Consider the following 19,605-nt stretch of genomic DNA (forward strand, 5'->3'; position numbering starts at 1 on the left):
CAAAACATCTCCGGTCCGAAAAGGTGCCGGGTGAACCGCCCTAAAACGTGGCGGAAAATCAGGAAGAGGTTAAAATGAACAAATCCGTATTTTTTGGTGCGCTAACAGTAGCCGGCCTTGCGGCTGGTGCAGCTGCTGCGTCCACGCTTGACGATGTCAAAGCGCGCGGCAAGCTGAACTGCGGCGTTACCACCGGTCTGGCTGGCTTTGCGGCCCCCAACGCCAATGGTGAATGGGAAGGCTTTGACGTGGCGGTATGCCGCGCCGTTGCCGCTGCTGTACTGGGCGACCCCGCAGCTGTCGAATTCATCCCCACAACCGGTAAAACACGCTTCACCGCGCTGGCATCGGGCGAGATCGATTTTCTTGCACGTAACACCACATGGACCTTCAGCCGCGATGTCGACCTCAAGTTCGACTTCATCGGCGTGAACTACTATGACGGTCAGGGTTTCATGGTTCCGAAAGAGCTTGGCGTTTCCTCTGCCAAGGATCTGGATGGCGCGACTGTCTGCATCCAAACCGGCACCACGACCGAGCTGAACCTCGCGGACTTCTTCCGCAACAACAACATCAGCTACGAGCCCGTGCCTGTTGAAACAAACGCCGAAGGCCAACAGCAGTATCTGGCCGGTGCGTGCGACACCTATACTACCGACGCCTCCGGTCTGGCCGCGACACGTGCGACCTTTGAAAACCCAGGTGAGCACATCATCCTGCCCGAAATCATCTCTAAAGAGCCTCTGGGCCCGCTTGTTCGCCATGGCGACAACGACTGGGGCGATGTAACGCGCTGGGTTCTCTATGCTCTGATCGCAGCTGAAGAGCTGGGTGTCACATCGGCAAACGTCGAAGAGATGACAACAAACACCACAAACCCAGAAGTTGCCCGTCTGCTTGGCACCGAAGGTACTTTGGGTGAAATGCTGGGTCTGGAAGCTGACTGGGCGAAGAAAGCCATCGCGTCGCAAGGTAACTACGGCGAAATCTTTGCCAAGAACATCGGCGAAGAAACACCAATCGGTCTGGCCCGTGGCCTGAACGCTCAGTGGACAGACGGCGGCCTGATGTACGCGCCTCCTTTCCGCTAAACACATCCGTCGAGGGGCGCGGAGCAATTCCGCGCCCTTTGCGCCTATACGACGCAAAAATAAAACCCGGCCCGCGACACCGAATGGTGCGTGAAAAACAGGTCCGGCACACAGGGAAAATCTGATGACGACAATGTCCGACCCTCAACAGGGCTCGTTCCGGCTGTCGATGTTGCTTAACGACACCCGCTATAGATCCTACACTTTCCAGTTTATCGCGCTGATACTGCTTATCGCATTGATGTCGTTTCTGGGCATTAACCTGGTACGAAATCTGGCAGAGGCCGGATTGAACATCTCCTACGGGTTTTTGAACGTGCCAGCCGGCTACGATATCAACCAATCCTTAATCGATTATAACAGCCAGTCATCGAACCTGCGTGCCGCAATGGTCGGTATCATCAACACGCTTCTTGTTGCGTTTCTGGCCTGTGTCACTGCGACAATTCTTGGTGTGATCGCCGGTGTGGCGCGCCTGTCCAAGAACTGGCTCGTGTCCAAACTGATGTCGGTCTACGTCGAGATTTTCCGGAATATTCCGGTGCTGATCTGGATCCTGATGATCTACACCTTGATGACGGCCGTATTGCCCGCGCCCAACAAGTTCCGCGGTGACAACGCCACGTCGAGCATGCTTTTCGACGCCTTCGCCTTCACCAACCGCGGCATCTACATTCCCGCACCGGTTTGGGGCCCGGGATCTATGATCGTGGTTGCGACCTTTGTGCTGTCGATCATCGCCGCGATTATCTATCGCCGGTATGCGGTTAGCCTTCTGTTCCGTACGGGCAAGCTGCTGCCTATGGGATGGCCCACTGTCGCGATCTTGCTGGTGCCGACGATTGTGATGTTCTTCATCATGGGCAGCCCCATCGCATTGGATTACCCCGAGCTTAAGGGCTTTAACTTCCGTGGTGGTCTGCAGATCGGCGCGCCGCTGATCGCATTGTGGTTGGCTTTGTCCGTATACACCGGTGCCTTCATCGCCGAAAACGTGCGTGCAGGTATTCAGGCGATCTCAAAAGGGCAGACCGAAGCTGCATCGTCATTGGGCTTGCGCCCGAAGCGGGTCATGAACCTTGTGGTTCTGCCGCAGGCGTTGCGTGTGATCATTCCGCCGCTGATTTCGCAATACCTCAACATCACGAAGAACTCGTCGCTCGCGATTGCCGTAGGGTATGCCGATATCACTGCGACACTGGGGGGGATCACATTGAACCAGACCGGCCGCGCAATCGAATGCGTGCTTTTGCTGATGCTGTTCTATCTCACGATCTCGCTGTCGATCTCTGCGATCATGAACGTTTACAACAACTCTGTCAGCTTGAAGGAGCGGTAAGATGTCAGATACACACGCCGCCTCCGTCCCTTATGTGCGGGACACCATGTTGCCACAGCACGCGCCCCCGCCAACCGCGCAGGGGCCTGTAAAATGGGTCCGCGAAAGCCTGTTTTCGTCGATCCCTTATACCATTCTCACGCTCGCAGCGCTGTACGTTATCTATCTGATCCTTTCCGGCTTCCTTCCTTGGTTGCTGGGCGGGGTTTGGACGACATCCAACATTCGCGAGTGTCGCGAAGTATTGGACGGCGTCCAAGCTGGCTGTTTCTCGGTGCTGACAGAACGCTGGAACCAACTGTTGTTTGGTATCGCCTATCCACAGGACGGCTACTGGCGCCCGACATTGGCATTCGTACTACTGTTCGTCGCCGTGTCACCGGTGCTGTTTAGCAATCTGCCACGTGGGCTCATCCTTTTTACCGTCATCTATCCTTTCATCGCCTTTTGGCTGATCTGGGGCGGTTCCCTTTTGGTGCCATTGTCGGCGTTGCTGGCCGTAGTGGTCGGCTATGTGGTCTACAGCAGAATCGTTAAGACAAGCTTTGCAGGCGGACTTTTTGCGGGTCTCATCGCAGGCGTCGTGACGTGGTTTGTCCTTGGCTTCATTACGCCAAGCCTATCCGGCGTACTCGCGCTGGAACCGGTCGCCTCGCGGAACATGGGGGGCTTTATGCTCAACATGATCTTGGGCGTGATCTGTGTGTCTTTGTCCTTGCCGATGGGCATTCTGCTTGCGCTGGGTCGTCAATCGAGCTTGCCGATCATCAAACTGATCTGCGTTGTTTTCATTGAGTTTATCCGAGGGGTGCCTCTGATTACGTTGCTTTTTGTTGCCAACGTGGTCCTGGCTTATTTCCTGCCACCGGGCACAAACTTCGACCTGATCCTGCGTGTTATCATCATGATCACCATGTTCGCGTCGGCCTATATCGCCGAGGTGATCCGGGGCGGGTTGGCAGCCTTGCCACGTGGTCAATACGAGGCTGCAGACAGCTTGGGCCTTGATTATGCGCAGGCCATGCGCCTGATTATTTTGCCCCAAGCCTTGAAAATCTCGATCCCAGGGATCGTTAACGTGGCCGTCGGGTTGTTCAAGGATACTACGCTGGTGTCGATTATTTCGATGTTCGACCTGGTTGGGATGATCCGCGGGCCGATCCTAGCGTCGACTGACTGGAACGGCGTCTACTGGGAACTTTGGGGCTTTGCCGCCTTGCTCTTCTTCGTCGTCTGCTACGGCATCTCGCAATATTCACAATGGCTGGAACGTCAACTCCAGACCGACCACCATTAAGGAAAGGCTGTAATTATGGCTGAACAAGCACAAGCGCTGAAAGTCTCGAACGAGGTCGCGATCAGCATCGAGAACATGAACAAGTGGTACGGTACGTTTCACGTGTTGCGGGATATTGATCTGACCGTGTACCGTGGTGAACGTATCGTTATTGCCGGACCGTCGGGCTCGGGGAAGTCAACTCTGATCCGCTGTATCAATGCCTTGGAAGAGCATCAGAAAGGCCGGATCGAAGTCGACGGTACAGTGCTGTCTTCGGACGTTAAGAACATCGACAAGATCCGCTCCGAAGTCGGGATGTGTTTCCAGCACTTCAACCTTTTCCCACACTTGACGATCCTCGAAAACTGCACGCTTGCTCCGATCTGGGTGCGAAAAACACCTAAGAAGGAAGCCGAAGAAATCGCGATGCATTTCCTTGAGAAGGTTAAGATCCCGGATCAGGCGGACAAGTACCCAGGTCAGCTTTCTGGTGGTCAGCAGCAACGCGTGGCGATCGCGCGCAGCCTGTGTATGCGTCCGCGTATCATGTTGTTTGACGAACCAACCTCAGCCTTGGATCCGGAGATGATCAAAGAGGTCCTGGACACGATGGTCGAACTGGCTGAGGAAGGCATGACGATGCTCTGCGTAACGCACGAGATGGGCTTTGCCCGTCAGGTGGCCAACCGCGTCATCTTTATGGATGAAGGCCAGATCGTCGAACAGAACGAACCTGAAGAGTTCTTTAACAACCCCCAAAGCCCGAGGACCAAGCTCTTCCTCAGCCAAATTTTGGGCCACTAAGTTTCAAGGGCGGGGATTTCCCCGCCCTTTTCTATTGGGCAAGCATCCGTGGCGTCACGTACGCCTGTACGTCGCCGTTGTGCCAGTGCACGCCCCTCCAGTCGTCCACAGCGAATGACATCACCATTGTCGCACCCGGTGGGGTTCCGGCTGCAAGATGAGCTATGGCACCCACACGGGGCAGGAGGTGCGCCATCTCCGCCACGCCGGGGTTGTGCGCCAGAAGTAATACTGTGGACCCTTCAGCGCCCTGTATGGCCGCCATCAGTCGTTCTGTATCTGCTAGATAAAGGCGGTCTGTGAAGATTCGTTTAACAGCGGAGGGAATTTCCAAAAGTTCGAGCGTTTCCGACGTTCGCCGAGATGCAGAGCATAGCACAAGATCTGGTCTGTAGTCTTCTGCGTCGAGCCATCGCCCGATTGCATGTGCGTCTTGCCGACCTTTGTCATCCAAAGGCCGGTCAAAGTCCGTCGCGATCCCCGCCGGCCAACCTGCTTTTGCATGGCGCATCAGAATAAGGCGTCTCATCAACGTTTCCTAAATGTATCGGCCGCATAAACAAGAAGCTCAAACAGCCGGAAACAGGGGGGGGCATTATGCAGTAATTTATATAGTCGTTGTTACTGGCCGCGGATAATGCTCCCTGCACCATGTTCGGTGAAAAGCTCCAACAAGCAGGCATTAGGGGCTCTCCCGTCCAAAATCACCGCTGCGCGCACGCCACCGTCGATCGCATCAAGCGCAGTTTGTGTTTTGGGTATCATACCACCGGCAATCGTTCCGTCTGCCACCATCTCGCGTATCTGGCTCGCTGTTAGCTCCGTCAGCACGTCGCCTTCGGCATTCTTCACGCCCGCAACGTCGGTAAGCAGCAGCAAGCGGTCTGCCTTCAGCGCAGCTGCAATCGCGCCCGCCGCAGTATCCCCGTTGATGTTAAATGTTTCGCCGTTGCGGCCCATCCCAAGGGGCGCAATCACCGGGATAATCCCTTTGTCGGCTAGATCGCGTAGCAAACGGGGGTTTACTTCAGTCGGTGCGCCAACCAACCCCAGCTCTGGGTCCTCTTGGTCACAGATAATAAGGCCGCTGTCCTTGCCAGACACACCGACGCAACGCCCACCCTGTGCCGTGATCGCTTGCACAATGCGGGCGTTCACAAGGCCCGACAGAACCATTTCAACGATTTCCATCGTGGCAGCGTCGGTCACCCGTTTGCCGTTTACGAATTCGGACTTGATGTTCAGCCGGCCGAGCATGTCGTTGATCATCGGGCCGCCGCCGTGAATGATGACGGGGTTCACGCCGACCTGGCGCATAAGTGCTACGTCGCGCGCGAACTCTTCCATCGCATCGTCGCTGCCCATGGCGTGACCGCCCAGCTTTATAACAACGGTCGCGTCAGCGTAACGCTGCAAGTAGGGGAGCGCTTGGCTCAGGGTGCGTGCGGTGGCGATCCAGTCGCGATTCATGTCTTGTTTTCTCATTCTCTGCCTCGGTAAACGCCGAAGTGCTCGTCACTCCAACGTCGCGATAATGGCACGGAGCGTAGGGATGCCCCAGCCCTTTTCAGAAGATGTAACCACGATTTCGGGATAGGCGGCTGGGTGCTTGGCAAGCGCACCGCGGACCTGATTCAGAACCTTCTGACGCTCTACTTCTTTAACCTTGTCGGCTTTCGTGAGGACACATTGAAAAGTCACGGCTGAGCTGTCCAACAAGGACATGATTTCGTCATCGACCTTCTTTACACCATGCCGCGCGTCGATCAGCACAAACGCACGGCGGAGCGTTTGCCGACCTGAAAGGTAATGTTTCAGCAACCGTTGCCATTTTTCGACGACGGGTAGAGGGGCGTTTGCATAGCCATACCCAGGCAAGTCGACGAGGTAGTGATCGTCGGCCGCGGTAAAGTAGTTGATCTCTTGAGTGCGCCCCGGCGTGTTGGACGCTCTCGCCAGCGCTTTTGTGCCCGTTAGGGCATTGATCAAAGTCGATTTACCAACATTTGATCGCCCTGCAAAACACACCTCCATCCGGTCGGCGGGTGGCAGGCCGTCCATCGCGACAACGCCTTTCACAAACAGCGTTTCGCCTGCAAATAGCATGCGGCCCTTTTCGGCTGCATAGGCATCAGGCTCTTCGGCGATGCTAAATTGGACTTGCATGAGTTAAAGTACCTTTACCTGGTCGCTAATTGCGACGGAGCCCGTGTGAATGACCTCAGCGTATACGCGGAAATCTTGGTGACCCCAAGTGCTCAATACGCGCAACATGCCGATGTCGCGCTCGCCGTTGAGTGGATTCGCGGTGGTAGCTTGGCACCGCTTGATGGATTCCCGTACGCTTAGGACAGTTTCGCCAGCTGACACGTCGTTCCCGACCTAATCAAGCTCGCTTCATGGTGTTGCGGTATCAAACCAATGGTGCTTTTGACCCGGTGCTCAAATTTGCACAATGCGACCATTCGTTCCCATCTAGACGCGCCGCTCCATGCGCCACCGCCCAGGTCTGGTTCCAGGGCATCGACTGCCCCGTGGAGGGCGCTATATGATCCAGCTCTTCGCGACCATGGCTTTTGAGCGGGTGGCGATAGAGCTGGGTCACCGTTGTCATTATTTCGGATCACCCTTCCGTCCGAATTTCATGCTGCCTTTAATATTTCCTAGGATATCAGGCTTATAGCCCTGGCTGCGCATGATCAGGTACTGCTGCGTAAAGGTAATCGTGTTGTTTGCGATCCAGTAGACAACGAGGCCGGATGCGAAACCGCCAAGCATGAACATGAAGACCCATGGCATCCATGCAAAGATCATCTGCTGCGTGGGATCCGTAGGGGCCGGGTTCAGTTTTTGCTGCAGGAACATCGAAATACCCAGCAGCAGCGGTAGGATCCCGATAAAGACCAGGGCCAGAACGGTCCCTGCTTCGGGCGCAGCCCATGGCAGCAGACCATAGAAGTTGAAGATGGATGTCGGGTCTGGGGCGCTCAAATCCTGAAACGGGCCGAAGAAGGGCGCGTGGCGCAGTTCCAACGTGACGAAGATCACTTTGTAGAGGGAAAAGAAAATCGGGATCTGCATCAAAATCGGCAGACAGCCGGCGGCTGGGTTCACTTTCTCGCGTTTATATAGCTCCATCATGCCCTGTTGAAGCTTTTGACGGTCGTCGCCTGCATCCTTTTTCAGCTTCTCCATCTGTGGCTGAAGCTCTTTCATCTTCGCCATCGAAACGTAGGATTTATACGCAAGTGGGAAGAGCAGAGCTTTGATCAGCAACGTCAGGCCGATGATCGCGACACCCATGTTGCCGATCAGCAGGTTTAGATGGTGAAGTACCCAAAAGATCGGTTTGGTCAGGAAAAAGAACCAGCCCCAATCGATGGAGTCGATAAACTTATACACGCCTTGCGCCTCATAGTCGCGCAGAATTTCCCACTCTTTGGCACCGGCGAACAACTGTGTGGTGACCGTTGCTGTCTGCCCGCTTGCGACAGTTTGCGTCGGCATCACGGATTCGGTTTGAAAAATCTCGGTGCGTGGCAGGTACTTGACTGACAAGCGCGTTGGCTGTGCCGGATCCGGGATCAGGTTGGTCATGAAATAATGCCCGGTGAAGCCGATCCAGCCGTTGGTTACACCGTCAATACGTTTGGATGGCACGCCGTTCACGACATCCAGCTCGGGAATGTCATCCCAAGCGGTCTCAAGCAGTTCACCATTGTTCATGGCGACAAGACCCTCGTGAAGAATGAAGAAATTCTGCGCGTCGCTTGGAATACCGTGGCGTGCAATTAGCCCGTAAGGTGCAAGCGAAACTGAGTTTTCGGAAGTGTTCTCAACCTTCTGTTCGATCTTGAACATATAGTTTTCGTCGATTGAGATGGTGCGTGAGAAAAGCTGACCGGCGTTGTTGTCCCAAGTGAGCGTGACCGGGGTTTCGACTGACAGCGTTTCACCTTGGCTAAGTGTCCAAAGGGTGTTTGGTCCTGGAACCTGTTCAGGGGCAATCCCCGCGCCTGGAGCCCAGCCGTAAAGCGCATAGTAGGCGTCGGGTGTGCCTGCAGGTGATAGCAAGCTTACGATAGGAGCATCTTCTTCGATAGTTGTGTTGTAATCCTTCAAATGAAGGTCATCGACCCGCCCCCCTAGCAGTGAGATTGAGCCGGAAATGCGAGCCGTTTCAACGGGAATACGCGGTGCTTCTTCGAGAGCTGCCGTTGCGTCGTCCGACGCGTCGGTCACATTGTCCGCCGCGCCTGCACTTGAAGGGACAACAGCCTCTGTCGAGGTTGCGTCCGTCACTTGCTGTGTGGCAGCCGGGTCGGTGATGGTTTCGGTTTCCGGAGGCGGAAACAACACGAACCACCCTAGGATGACTATGAAACTTAGAACCGTCGCGAAAATGAGATTCTTGTTTTGATCGTCCATGTGACCGTCACCTGATGCCTGTAATATCAGCGTGGGTTCAACAGAGTAAGGCACCAAAGGTCAAGTAGATTCGCCTTTTCCCCTTTGGTGCACACTGATCTGCCGAAGCCAAACATCATCGAATGCCACCTACCACACTGGGCAGACGTGTCAGTTTTTGGCTATGTGTATGCACCCAAGTGGTCGCTTCGTGTATCTGCATGGGCGGCGCGATGCCGTCGCCTTGAACATGGTCGCAGCCCAGTTGAGACAATAAGCTATGCTCTCCGGCGGTTCGTATATCACAGGCCAGGGTTTCGACGCCTAAATCATGAGCCATCGCAACTATCGCTGACAGGATGCGGCGACGGTTGGGGTGTTTATCAACGTCATTGGTGAGAGACGGGTCGATAATAGCTAGGTCAACGCCGCATTTCTGAATGGTCTCAACGCAGTGCGGACCGCTGCCAAAACCGTAAAGCGCGATACCGCATCCTAGCGTAAGAAGGTCACGGGATGTGGAAATCAGTGGGTGAGAAGGCGTATGCTGGCAAAGGTGTTGCGGTAGGGCTAGTCGCAAAGTCGCGGGTTTGACGTCAAGACGATCAAGTTCCCATTCCAGTTTTGCCGCCAGCTGCACGTCATCCACTTGCTCGGTAGAAAGGCTGCATGTGATGATAAGAGGAAAGTGAGACGTTCGTTGCAGGGTTTTGGCCCTGTGCAGCGCGTGAGTCAGATTGCTGAAGTGACTGAAAGGAGTTTCATCCTCTGCAATTTCCGAGGCGTTGAGCGGCGCGGCCATATCGGTGTTCATGCTGGTGTGGCAGGTCGGAACTGCAGAGAATCCGGTGATCATGCCGGAATGGGTGGATATCTGAGGCTGAAATAGAGTTCGAGCGTGCTGCATCGGTTCCCGAGGTGTAGGATCGGTGCCGCCGCTTGGTCGGGGAGTGGCCGTCCTATCCAGGGGGCGCGTTCGCATTGGTTCTGATGGTGTATTTCGCCACCTATCTGAAGCCAAATACACCAAAGGGGGGGCGATAAAGCCGATGATAATCAACCCCTGCCAGCCGAACCAAAATACGGACAGCGCAAACCCAAGCAAGAGCACGAGACCAGCGGGTAGATGGCGGCGGGTTGTGCTGCGCTTGGAAAGATCGGGTTTAAGATCGTGTTGCAAATGAAGCCTCGGCCGACAGTGTTACCGCCATACCGATAGCCCTTGCCTCTGACCAAAAGATTAATGTTCTGCCTTTGATCTACAGAATTTGAATAAAACTCTCAGCTTTTCGAGGGTTTACTTGTCGCGAGTGAGGCCCGCAAAATCAAACAGGTTCGGATCCAACAGATGCGAAGGGCGTGCGTTCATCAGCGCGCGGAACATCACCTGACGGCGTCCGGGGCTATTCGCCTCCCAGCCGTCTAGAATCGATTTTACCTGCTGGCGTTGCAGACCGTCTTGCGAGCCGCACAAATCACACGGAATGATTGGATAATTCATGGCAGTAGAGAATTTTTCGCAATCGACCTCCGCAACATGGGCGAGGGGGCGGTATAGGAACAGATCGCCTTCTTCGTTCACGAGTTTTGGCGGCATGGTTGCCAAGCGCCCGCCATGAAACAGGTTCATGAAAAACGTCTCTAGGATATCATCACGGTGGTGGCCTAGGACAACAGCGGTACATCCTTCTTCGCGCGCGATGCGATAGAGGTGCCCCCGACGAAGCCTACTGCACAGCGCACAGAATGTGCGACCCGCGGGTATTTTATCCATGACGATGGAATAGGTATCTTGGTATTCGATGCGGTGTTTGACACCCATCTTTTCAAGAAACGCGGGCAAGACCGTGGCGGGGAAATTGGGCTGGCCTTGATCGAGGTTGCAGGCGACCAGTTCGACGGGCAGAAGACCGCGCCATTGGAGCTCGTGCAAGATGGCCAGCAGGGTGTAGCTATCTTTGCCCCCGGACATGCAAACCAGCCATTTGCCGCCGGGTTCGATCATCCCGTATTGCTCAATCGCCTCGCGCGTTTGTCGCACAAGACGTTTGCGCAGTTTGCGAAACTCGGTGCTTTGGGGGGCACCGTTGAAGAGCGGGTGAATTTCTTCGGGATGATCAAGCATGGGCTTGGCTTAGTGCAACTGAGTTTGCCGATCAAGCGCCAGTGCATGTGTATGGCGGCGATTGGTGATGTAGGGAACGGAGAGAAGCAGAAGGGCTAGTCAGGTACGTTGTCGATGCCGCTATCGCCCCAAGGGTGGCAGCGAGCGATGCGCCGCAGGGTGAGCCAGCCGCCCTGGATGCCGCCATGTTTAGCAAGTGCTTCCAGCGCATATGCGCTGCATGTCGGGTGGTATCGGCAGTTGTGGCCAACCCAGGGGCTGAAGACGAGGCGATACCCTTTCACAGGCAGTGCCAAAACGCGCGCCAAAGGGGTCACTTTTTTGAACCAGAGCGTTGCTTGCCGTGCAGGATCCCCAAGGCTTTAGTGAAATCCGACTGCAATTTGTCAAAGGGGAGGGATGCCGTGGCATCGCTGCGACCTACGAGGACATAATCCATACCGTCGCGTCCCTCGTGAGGGAGCGTCAGGCGTACGACTTCGCGTAGACGTCGTTTGGCCCGATTGCGCGCGACAGCGTTGCCCACTTTTTTAGAGCAGGTGAACCCAACCCGTATGCCATCGGCTTCGCCCGCTGCGCGTTTACGCATCTGCAGGATGAAACCGGGCATGGCGACCCGAGGGGCACGGGATGCCCGTTGAAAGTCGGGACGATTTTTGAGCGTTTGCACACGTAAAGAAACCGCCGGAAGCGTTTCCTCTGGTGTGGCGATGCTGCCATCCATAGGTGCCTCCGACGGTGTCATATCTTTTTGAAACCGAGGTCGCGTATTACGCGCTCAGTTCCTTCCGGCCTTGTGCACGGCGCGCGTTGATGATCTTGCGACCCGCTTTGGTTGCCATGCGTGCGCGGAAACCGTGGCGCCGTTTGCGCACAAGGTTTGAAGGTTGATAGGTGCGTTTCATCGCTCCGACTCCACTTTATACTTTAGCACGCGACCAGATTCGGCGCGTCACTGTCATTTCAAGCCCTGCTCCTAAAGCTGCAGCACGGGCAAGTCAAACCCTTGGTGCCGTTATTTCGGCCTTTGCAACAAATTAAGCCAGCTTATCTGCGCAATGTTACAGTTTTCTTGGGAATTGCCGTGACATCGTCATAAAAGCCGCCTTCACATCAACCACACGTGAGCACCCTATCTGACTGGCGATATTTGACCCATCTAATAAGGAGCAACTTATACCCTTTTGAAAGTGACCCGACAATATGTCCGCACAAGCCTCTGAAAAGCCTTCATGGTTTCGCTACTTGCCCTTTGTGGCCATCTTGGCGGTCGCGGTGATCGGCTATTTCGCCCTGCGAGATTACCTTACCTTCGAGACGCTGCGCGACAACCGCGAGGCGCTGATCGCTTTTCGTGACCAGCACTACGCGCTGACGATCCTCGTTTTTCTGGGCATTTATATCATGATTGTGGGGTTTTCCCTTCCAGGGGCGAGCGTGGCAACAATCACTGGCGGTTTTCTATTCGGGACAGTGTTCGGCGTTCTGGCAAATGTCACCGGCGCGACACTGGGGGCGGTCGTGATCTTTCTTGCCGCGCGTATGGGTCTCGGAGAGACATTGAAGGCGCGCATGGACGCGTCGGAAGGGCTTGTGCGGAAGGTCAAAGCGGGCATTGACGAAAACCAGTGGTCGATGCTTTTCTTCATACGATTGGTGCCCGTGGTGCCCTTCTTTGTGGCGAACCTTATTCCTGCCTTTCTGGGTGTGCCTCTCTATCGTTTTTTGATCTCTACCTTTCTAGGGATCATTCCCGGGTCGCTTGTGTTCACCTCAATCGGTGCTGGGCTGGGTTCCGTTTTTGCACGGGGTGAAACGCCAGACTTCGGCATTATATTCGAACCTCACATCCTGCTTCCCATTCTGGGGCTTTGCGCTTTGTCGGTGCTGCCCGTCGTGTTGAAAGCTGTCACCGGCAAAAAGGAACTTTTGAAATGAACCGCATCAAAACTGACCTGTTGATCATTGGCGCAGGCTCCGGCGGGTTGTCCGTCGCGGCGGGGGCGTCACAAATGGGGGCGGATGTTGTGCTGCTTGAAGGGCACAAGATGGGCGGCGACTGCCTGAACTTTGGCTGCGTGCCGTCGAAGGCGCTGATTGCTACGGGCAAGGCGGCCTATGGGCAGCGGCACAGCGCGGAATATGGCGTGGCCAATGCGGCGGGCGAGGTGGATTACGCGGCTGCAAAAGATCATGTGGCGGACGTGATTGCGCAGATCGCGCCGGTCGATAGTCAGGAACGCTTCGAAGGCTTCGGGGTCAACGTGATCCGGGAGTACGGGCGCTTCATCTCCGAAGACGAAGTGCAGGCCGGAGATTCGGTGATCAAGGCGCGGCGCATCGTCATCGCGACGGGATCATCGCCGCTGGTGCCCCCGATTACAGGTCTGGATACAACGCCGTACGAGACGAACGAGACCTTGTTCAATCTGCGCGAAAAGCCCGAGCATCTGCTGATCATCGGTGGCGGGCCGATCGGGATGGAAATGGCGCAGGCCCACATACGCATGGGGTGCAAGGTTACCGTGATCGAGGGAGATAAAGCGCTTTCAAAGGACGACCCCGAACTTGCCGCCATTGTTTTGCAAACGCTCAAGGACGAAGGCATCGAGATTGCAGAAGCTGCGCAAGCCGCTGAAATCCGTGGGGATGTCGGCGCGATAGAGGTGGAAGCAAAAGACGGGCGCGTGTTCAAAGGCTCGCATCTTCTGGTGGCCGTCGGCCGCAAGGCAAACACGGATCGTCTGGACCTGGAAAAGGCGGGGATCGAACCGATCAAGAGCGGGATCAAGGTTGACGATTCCCTGCGCACCACCAACCGCAAGGTCTATGCCATCGGCGACGTTGCAGGCGGGATGCAATTTACCCATGTTGCGGGCTATCACGGCGGCGTCGTGATCCGGTCGCTGATGTTCGCGCTGCCTGCCAAGGCGAAGACGGCGCATATCCCTTGGGCCACCTACACCGACCCAGAACTGTCGCAAGTCGGCCTGACCGAGGCGCAAGCCAAAGAGAAACACGGTGACAAGCTGGAGGTCGTGCGCTTTCACTATAACCACAATGATCGCGCCATCGCGGAGCGTAAAACCAAAGGTTTGATCAAGGTTATGGTGGTCAAGGGGCGCCCCGTGGGCGCAAGCATCGTCGGTTACCAAGCAGGAGAGTTGATCAACCTGTGGGCTTTGGCGCTGGCAAATAACATGAAAATGAGCCAGATTGCGTCTATGGTTGCACCTTACCCTACCATCGGCGAAATCAACAAACGTGCGGCGGGGGCGTATTTCAGCCCGCGTCTGTTCGAAAGCGATTTGGTCAAGACTGTCGTTCGACTGGTGCAGCGGTTCATCCCATAAAGCGCGCGCCTATGCTCAAATCCCTCTCTGGCAGGCTTCTTATTCTGACCACCATCTTTGTGATGCTGGCAGAAGTGTTGATCTTTGTGCCCTCTATCGCACGGTTTCGCGAAGAATACATGATGAACCGGCTAGAGAGGGCGCAGATTGCGTCGCTGACCCTGCTCGCAAGCGATATGATCGACCCCGAGCTTGAGGCAGAGCTGTTGCGCACTGCGCAGGTGTTTAATGTGGTGCTGCGGCGCGACCGTATACGACAGTTGGCACTGTCCTCCCCGATGTCGCAGACGATCAAAGAGACATACGATCTGCGCGATGCCTCCGCATGGGTGTTGATTCGCGATGCGTTTCATCAGCTGGCCGAAACAGAGCCGGGGGTGATCCGCGTGATCGGTGCCCCGGTGCAGGATGCGGGCTTGCTGATCGAAATCACGATGGAGGCGGGCTCCTTACGGACCGCCATGATCGACTATGGTATTCGCATTCTGGTGCTTTCTGCCGCCATCTCGATGATCACGGCGTTTTTGCTGTTTCTGACCATGCGGGCGTTTTTGCTGAAACCGATCAAGGGTGTGGTCGGGCATATGCAGAACTACGCTCTTGCCCCCGAGGATGCGCGACGAATCATTTCACCTTCTGCTGGTGTGACAGAGGTGCGCGAGGCCGAAGAAGCTTTGATGAAGCTTGAAACCGAACTGACCCAAGCCCTGCGCCAGAAAGAACGTCTGGCGCAACTGGGGCAGGCGGTGAGCAAGATCAGCCACGATCTGCGTAACATACTGACATCGGCACAACTGTTTACCGACCGGATCGAAATGTCCGAGGATCCGACGGTCAAACGCATGGCCCCCAAGCTGGTCAGCTCAATCACCCGCGCCGTGCACCTGTGCGAATCCACGCTGGCCTTTGGCCGCGCAGAAGAGCCAAGTCCGACGCTGACGGTCACGCCACTGTTGCGCATCGTCGATGACGTCGTTGATAGCGAGCGGCTGGCGATCAACGGGGCGGATCTGACGTTCACCTGCGACGTGCCGCAAGATTTGCACGTGCGCGCCGATCCGGAGCATTTGTTCAGGGTCTTGGCGAATCTTGTGCGCAACGCCCGACAGGCGATCATCGCCACGGGTAAATCCGGCGAAATCATCGTTGCTGCCAGTGAACAGGCCCGCGACTGGGTGATCCGCGTCAGCGACAACGGCCCCGGCCTTCCCCCCAAGGCGCGGGAGCATCTGTTTACTGCGTTCAAGGGCGGTGCGCGCAAGGGGGGCTCCGGTCTGGGCCTTGCGATCGCGGCAGAGCTGGTGCGCGGTCACGGTGGGACGCTCAAACTGTCAGAGACAAGCGCGTCGGGTACGGTTTTCATTGTGACATTGCCCAAGGGCGGCGGGTCTTTCTAATTTGTTTGAAGAAAATTCACGTTAGGCAAAAGAAGGGGTTGCAAACCCCCGCGCCCAGAACTAAACCCCGCCTTAACGGACCGATAGCTCAGCTGGATAGAGTACCTGACTACGAATCAGGGGGTCGGGGGTTCGAATCCTCCTCGGTCCGCCACTTTCAAACATCGTTAGATTTTGAACTTGGCGGCACAACCGTCCACATTATTTCATAATAAAATTGATCACCCTGCACGCATGATCGCGCGCTGGGCTGTTTGTGTTTAATCGTTTGATTTTATGGAGGTACGGCCCCTCGGGGCAAGGTAACCCGCGCGGGTGCAAGGGCGCGCGGGTTGTTGGTGTGGGTGCCTCAGGCGGCAGGCTTAGGCGATGGCCTCGTCCCAGCCGGTGTCCTGATCCGCCAGTTTGACACGGGTCGGCAGGCCGATGGTGTCGAGCAGGGCGAACAGCGGCTTTGGGTCCAGCTCTTCGACGTTCACCATCGTGCCGGTATCGTAGGAGCCATCGGCAATCAGCATCGCCATCGCCACGGGGGGCACGCCAGCGGTATAGGAAATGCCCTGGCTGCCGACCTCGTTATAGGCGTCCTTGTGGTCGGCGACGTTGTAGACAAACACCTCTACATCCTTGCCGTCCTTGGTGCCTTTCACCAGATCGCCAATGCAGGTCTTACCAGTATAGTTCGGCGCAAGGGTCGATGGGTCGGGTAGTACGGCTTTGACCACCTTCAGCGGCACGACCTCGAGCCCTTCGGCGGTCACAACGGGCTGTTCAGACAGCAGGCCAAGGTTCTGCAGCACGGTGAAGACATTGATGTAGTGATCACCAAAGCCCATCCAGAAGCGCACGTCGGCCTGCGGGTAGTTCGCGGCGAGCGAATGCACCTCGTCATGGCCGGACATATAGGCCTTTTGCTTGCCAACGACGGGCAGATCCCATTCGCGGCCGACCTCGAACATCTTGTTCTCTTGCCACGCGCCTTCCTGCCAACTGTAGACCGTGCCGGTGAATTCGCGGAAGTTGATCTCGGGGTCGAAGTTGGTCGAGAAATACTTGCCGTGATTGCCCGCGTTGATGTCGACGATGTCGATGGATTTCACGTCGTCCATGAATTCGTCCACGGCGAAACGGGCGAAGGCGTTAACCATACCGGGATCGAAGCCTGCCCCCAGAATGGCGGTGGTGTTGGCCTTGGCGCAATCCTCGCGGCGTTTCCATTCGTAGTTGCCGTACCACGGGGGTGTTTCGCAGATTTTGGTCGGGTCTTCGTGAATGGCCGTGTCGATATAGGCGACGCCGGTGCGAATGCAGGCTTCGAGCACGGTCATGTTCACGAAGGGCGAGCCGACATTGATCACGATCTGCACGCCAAGCTCGTTGATCAGCGCCTCTACCGCGTCGCTGTCCATCCCTTCGACCGCATGGGCCTTGAATACGCCGTCCTGTTTCATCGCGCCTTTGGCATGCACGCTTTCAATGATCGCTTCGCATTTTGACACGGTGCGGCTGGCGATATGCAGATCGCCCAACACGTCATTATTTTGCGCGCATTTATGCGCCACGACCTGAGCCACGCCACCGGCGCCGATGATAAGAACGTTACGTTTCATGTATTCAGTACACCTCTTGTAAGGGAAGGGTTAGGAGAGGGCGGATTTGAAATCCTCGTAGTCGAATGACCGGACCGATGTGATCGTTCCATCAAGTTCACGAATGGCGATTCCGGGCATCTTGACGCCGTTGAACCAGTTCTTCTTGACCATAGTATAGCCCGCCGCGTCCTGAAACGAAATGCGGTCACCGGGTTTAAGCGGGGCGTCGAACTTGAACTCGCCAAAGATGTCGCCCGCAAGGCAGGATTTGCCGCAGATCATCCAGTCGTGGTCGCCGGTGTTCGGGGCCACTTTGGCGGGCTCGCGGTAGATCAGCAGATCAAGCATATGCGCCTCGATCGAGCTGTCGACGATGGCAAGGTTCTTGCCGTTGTGCAGCGTGTCGAGCACGGTCGTCTCTAGCGTGGCAGCACCGGTAATCGCGGCTTCGCCCGGTTCGAGGTAGACCTGCACGCCATAGGTATCCGACAGGGTTTTCAACCGCGCGGCCAGACGGTCCAGCGGGTAGCCTTCGCCGGTAAAATGGATGCCGCCACCAAGGCTGATCCAGTCCATCCGGTGGATCGTGTCGCCAAAACGGTCCTCGATCAGCGTCAGCATGTCAGCGAAACGGTCAAAATCGTCATTCTCGCAGTTGTTGTGGAACATCAGCCCGGTGATGCGGTCGGCCACGGCGGCGATCTGCGCCGGATCATGTTCCCCCAAACGGCTGAAGGGGCGGGCGGGGTCGGCCAGATCGAATTCCGATGTCGACACACCGGGGTTCACCCGCAGCCCGCGCGTATGCCCTGCCGATGCCACATCGAAACGGTCCAGCTGGCCGATGGAATTGAAGATGATCTTGTCGCTATTGGCCAGCACCTCGGCGATCTCGTCATCGTCATAGGCCACTGAATAGGCGTGGGTTTCGCCGCCGAATTTCTCGTACCCCAGTTTGACCTCATAGAGCGAGGAGGACGTGGACCCATCCATATACTGCGCCATGAAGTCAAAGACCGACCATGTGGCAAAGCATTTCAACGCCAGCAAGGATTTCGCGCCGGATGCCTCGCGCAGCCAGGCGATCTTTTCCATGTTGGCCTGAAGGCGGGATTTGTCGATCAGATAATACGGGGTCTTCATGGCAGATCCTTTACAAAACGACGCAGACGCGGTGCGCGTTCCGATTAGGGGATGTTGCCGTTCAACGCAAACTCTGATGTGCCACGAATGGAGGACGCAGTGGCGGCGTGCGGGGATGCGGCTGGTGCTTAGTTGCTGCGAAAAATGCGCGACTCGCCGATCATCTGTTCCAGCGCCGCGATCCTTTCGGCACTTTGGTCGGAGCTGCGCGATTGCACGTCGGCGACCAGCGCTTCGATCAGAAAGTTAATCGCCAGCGTTGAGTCCCAGCTCGACGGCACCTCGACCATGGCGCGGAAACAGTGGCGGGCGTGTTTTTCTATAGGCGACCCCCAGGCATCGGTGAACAGCACGATGGTCGCGCCTTGCTTGACCGCAAGATCGGCGAGCTTTTCCAGCTCTTTTTCATAGCGGCGGATGTCAAAGACGATCAGCACCGAACCCGCGTCCATATCCAGCAAGGATTGCGGCCATGCACTGGGGGAGGAATCGAGCAGGGTGACCTGCGGCCGGATGATCTGCAGGTGGTTGAAAAAGTAATGCGCGTTAGACCGCGTGATCCGCCCACCCAGCAGATAGAGCCTGTGCGACGGATCGGACAGCAGCGCCGCAACCTCGTCGAATTCAGCCAGATCAAGCCGTTCAAGCGTGCGGTTCACATTGCCCGATACCGCCTGAATAAAGCGCGATACCACGTGGTCGCTGCTGTCACCGGGGGTGTCGAGCTTGGCCAGCGGCTTTTTCATCCGTGCGCCGATTTCGTCGCGGATGGCGTCCTGCATATCCGAGAAACCGTCGAACCCCAGCTTGCGCGCCAGCCGGATGATGGTGGGCGATGACACCTCGGCCAGCTCGGCCAGCCGTGTGATGGATTGCAGCCCCGTGAGCAACTGGTCGTCCAGCAGAACAGCCGACAGTTTACGCTCTGCCGCCGTGAGCTCGGTCTGCTTTTCTTTCAGCAGATCGCGGACCAGTGCTTTTTTGTGCAACTCATGTTCCTTTCGGTACAGCGCAGATCAGTGTGAAGCAAAGATTACAGAAAAAATCTTGACAGGCTAGAAAATTCTGTAGTGAT

General features: G+C 56.3%; 19 protein-coding genes and 1 tRNA gene. 8 read left to right on the forward strand and 12 right to left on the reverse strand.

Annotated features, from left to right (window positions below):
- Positions 1-74: 74 nt before the first annotated feature.
- From B4F27_RS12795 to B4F27_RS12810, 4 genes are all read left to right on the forward strand, one after another.
- Entirely contained in the window at positions 75-1,091 is a 1,017-nt protein-coding gene (locus tag B4F27_RS12795; protein WP_037944858.1) for an amino acid ABC transporter substrate-binding protein, read from the forward strand.
- 124 nt (positions 1,092-1,215) lie between these two features.
- The gene (locus B4F27_RS12800; RefSeq protein WP_037944857.1) at positions 1,216-2,430 is read left to right on the forward strand and encodes an amino acid ABC transporter permease; all 1,215 of its coding nucleotides are present in this window, start codon (positions 1,216-1,218) and stop codon (positions 2,428-2,430) included.
- 1 nt (position 2,431) lies between these two features.
- Positions 2,432-3,727 (forward strand): amino acid ABC transporter permease, encoded by a 1,296-nt coding sequence (locus B4F27_RS12805; RefSeq protein WP_009825287.1) that lies wholly within the window; start codon positions 2,432-2,434, stop codon positions 3,725-3,727.
- A 15-nt stretch (positions 3,728-3,742) separates the two neighbouring features.
- Entirely contained in the window at positions 3,743-4,513 is a 771-nt protein-coding gene (locus B4F27_RS12810) for an amino acid ABC transporter ATP-binding protein (protein ID WP_005849767.1), read from the forward strand.
- 31 nt (positions 4,514-4,544) lie between these two features.
- Here B4F27_RS12810 and B4F27_RS12815 read toward each other — a convergent pair whose 3' ends face one another.
- From B4F27_RS12815 to rpmH, 9 genes are all read right to left on the reverse strand, one after another.
- Positions 4,545-5,042, reverse strand: coding sequence for a SixA phosphatase family protein (locus B4F27_RS12815; RefSeq protein WP_340246237.1), 498 nt, complete (start codon positions 5,040-5,042; stop codon positions 4,545-4,547).
- A 92-nt stretch (positions 5,043-5,134) separates the two neighbouring features.
- On the reverse strand, positions 5,135-5,998 hold the full coding sequence (argB, locus tag B4F27_RS12820) for an acetylglutamate kinase (RefSeq protein ID WP_174226614.1): 864 nt from the start codon (positions 5,996-5,998) through the stop codon (positions 5,135-5,137).
- Positions 5,999-6,028: 30 nt separating this feature from the next.
- Positions 6,029-6,679 (reverse strand): ribosome biogenesis GTP-binding protein YihA/YsxC, encoded by a 651-nt coding sequence (gene yihA / locus B4F27_RS12825; RefSeq protein ID WP_286759853.1) that lies wholly within the window; start codon positions 6,677-6,679, stop codon positions 6,029-6,031.
- A 447-nt stretch (positions 6,680-7,126) separates the two neighbouring features.
- A complete protein-coding gene (yidC, locus tag B4F27_RS12835; RefSeq protein ID WP_286759854.1) occupies positions 7,127-8,941 on the reverse strand; it encodes a membrane protein insertase YidC in 1,815 nt (604 codons plus the stop codon).
- A 115-nt stretch (positions 8,942-9,056) separates the two neighbouring features.
- Positions 9,057-10,100: an EAL domain-containing protein gene (locus tag B4F27_RS12840; RefSeq protein WP_286759855.1), complete on the reverse strand. Its 1,044-nt coding sequence runs from the start codon at positions 10,098-10,100 to the stop codon at positions 9,057-9,059.
- A gap of 117 nt (positions 10,101-10,217) precedes the next feature.
- On the reverse strand, positions 10,218-11,045 hold the full coding sequence (ttcA, locus tag B4F27_RS12845; protein WP_168592998.1) for a tRNA 2-thiocytidine(32) synthetase TtcA: 828 nt from the start codon (positions 11,043-11,045) through the stop codon (positions 10,218-10,220).
- A 95-nt stretch (positions 11,046-11,140) separates the two neighbouring features.
- Entirely contained in the window at positions 11,141-11,362 is a 222-nt protein-coding gene (gene yidD, locus B4F27_RS12850) for a membrane protein insertion efficiency factor YidD (RefSeq protein WP_074634766.1), read from the reverse strand.
- Complete coding sequence (rnpA, locus tag B4F27_RS12855; protein ID WP_286759856.1) at positions 11,359-11,769, reverse strand: ribonuclease P protein component; 411 nt, start codon at positions 11,767-11,769, stop codon at positions 11,359-11,361. The genes yidD and rnpA overlap by 4 nt, the downstream gene beginning before the upstream one ends.
- 46 nt (positions 11,770-11,815) lie before the next feature.
- A complete protein-coding gene (rpmH, locus tag B4F27_RS12860) occupies positions 11,816-11,950 on the reverse strand; it encodes a 50S ribosomal protein L34 (RefSeq protein WP_005849748.1) in 135 nt (44 codons plus the stop codon).
- 298 nt (positions 11,951-12,248) lie between these two features.
- Here rpmH and B4F27_RS12865 point away from each other — a divergent pair, with 298 nt between their 5' ends.
- From B4F27_RS12865 to B4F27_RS12880, 4 genes are all read left to right on the forward strand, one after another.
- Positions 12,249-12,983, forward strand: coding sequence for a TVP38/TMEM64 family protein (locus tag B4F27_RS12865; protein ID WP_286759857.1), 735 nt, complete (start codon positions 12,249-12,251; stop codon positions 12,981-12,983).
- On the forward strand, positions 12,980-14,398 hold the full coding sequence (locus B4F27_RS12870) for a dihydrolipoyl dehydrogenase family protein (RefSeq protein WP_286759858.1): 1,419 nt from the start codon (positions 12,980-12,982) through the stop codon (positions 14,396-14,398). Before B4F27_RS12865 ends, B4F27_RS12870 begins: the two co-directional genes overlap by 4 nt.
- A gap of 11 nt (positions 14,399-14,409) precedes the next feature.
- Positions 14,410-15,795: a sensor histidine kinase gene (locus tag B4F27_RS12875; RefSeq protein WP_074634762.1), complete on the forward strand. Its 1,386-nt coding sequence runs from the start codon at positions 14,410-14,412 to the stop codon at positions 15,793-15,795.
- A gap of 77 nt (positions 15,796-15,872) precedes the next feature.
- Positions 15,873-15,949: transfer RNA gene (locus tag B4F27_RS12880), tRNA-Arg, on the forward strand.
- 208 nt (positions 15,950-16,157) lie between these two features.
- On the opposite strand, the gene B4F27_RS12885 is transcribed toward B4F27_RS12880, so the two are convergent.
- The 3 genes from B4F27_RS12885 to B4F27_RS12895 all read right to left on the reverse strand — a co-directional run bounded on the left by B4F27_RS12885 (position 16,158) and on the right by B4F27_RS12895 (position 19,519).
- Entirely contained in the window at positions 16,158-17,405 is a 1,248-nt protein-coding gene (locus B4F27_RS12885) for a saccharopine dehydrogenase family protein (RefSeq protein WP_286759859.1), read from the reverse strand.
- Positions 17,406-17,435: 30 nt separating this feature from the next.
- Positions 17,436-18,530, reverse strand: coding sequence for a carboxynorspermidine decarboxylase (gene nspC, locus B4F27_RS12890; protein WP_074634760.1), 1,095 nt, complete (start codon positions 18,528-18,530; stop codon positions 17,436-17,438).
- A gap of 128 nt (positions 18,531-18,658) precedes the next feature.
- Positions 18,659-19,519: a MurR/RpiR family transcriptional regulator gene (locus B4F27_RS12895; protein WP_009825273.1), complete on the reverse strand. Its 861-nt coding sequence runs from the start codon at positions 19,517-19,519 to the stop codon at positions 18,659-18,661.
- Positions 19,520-19,605: the final 86 nt, after the last annotated feature.

This window comes from Sulfitobacter sp. UBA1132 (genome assembly GCF_002311545.1).
GTDB lineage: Bacteria > Pseudomonadota > Alphaproteobacteria > Rhodobacterales > Rhodobacteraceae > Sulfitobacter > Sulfitobacter pontiacus.

Coding starts and splice junctions, on each gene's coding strand:
- B4F27_RS12795 (WP_037944858.1), top strand. CDS start 75: ATGAACAAATCCGTATTTTTTGGTGCGCTAACAGTAGCCGGCCTTGCG.
- B4F27_RS12800 (WP_037944857.1), top strand. CDS start 1,216: ATGACGACAATGTCCGACCCTCAACAGGGCTCGTTCCGGCTGTCGATG.
- B4F27_RS12805 (WP_009825287.1), top strand. CDS start 2,432: ATGTCAGATACACACGCCGCCTCCGTCCCTTATGTGCGGGACACCATG.
- B4F27_RS12810 (WP_005849767.1), top strand. CDS start 3,743: ATGGCTGAACAAGCACAAGCGCTGAAAGTCTCGAACGAGGTCGCGATC.
- B4F27_RS12815 (WP_340246237.1), bottom strand. CDS start 5,042: ATGAGACGCCTTATTCTGATGCGCCATGCAAAAGCAGGTTGGCCGGCG.
- argB (WP_174226614.1), bottom strand. CDS start 5,998: ATGAGAAAACAAGACATGAATCGCGACTGGATCGCCACCGCACGCACC.
- yihA (WP_286759853.1), bottom strand. CDS start 6,679: ATGCAAGTCCAATTTAGCATCGCCGAAGAGCCTGATGCCTATGCAGCC.
- yidC (WP_286759854.1), bottom strand. CDS start 8,941: ATGGACGATCAAAACAAGAATCTCATTTTCGCGACGGTTCTAAGTTTC.
- ttcA (WP_168592998.1), bottom strand. CDS start 11,045: ATGCTTGATCATCCCGAAGAAATTCACCCGCTCTTCAACGGTGCCCCC.
- rnpA (WP_286759856.1), bottom strand. CDS start 11,769: ATGGATGGCAGCATCGCCACACCAGAGGAAACGCTTCCGGCGGTTTCT.
- rpmH (WP_005849748.1), bottom strand. CDS start 11,950: ATGAAACGCACCTATCAACCTTCAAACCTTGTGCGCAAACGGCGCCAC.
- B4F27_RS12865 (WP_286759857.1), top strand. CDS start 12,249: ATGTCCGCACAAGCCTCTGAAAAGCCTTCATGGTTTCGCTACTTGCCC.
- B4F27_RS12870 (WP_286759858.1), top strand. CDS start 12,980: ATGAACCGCATCAAAACTGACCTGTTGATCATTGGCGCAGGCTCCGGC.
- B4F27_RS12875 (WP_074634762.1), top strand. CDS start 14,410: ATGCTCAAATCCCTCTCTGGCAGGCTTCTTATTCTGACCACCATCTTT.
- B4F27_RS12885 (WP_286759859.1), bottom strand. CDS start 17,405: ATGAAACGTAACGTTCTTATCATCGGCGCCGGTGGCGTGGCTCAGGTC.
- nspC (WP_074634760.1), bottom strand. CDS start 18,530: ATGAAGACCCCGTATTATCTGATCGACAAATCCCGCCTTCAGGCCAAC.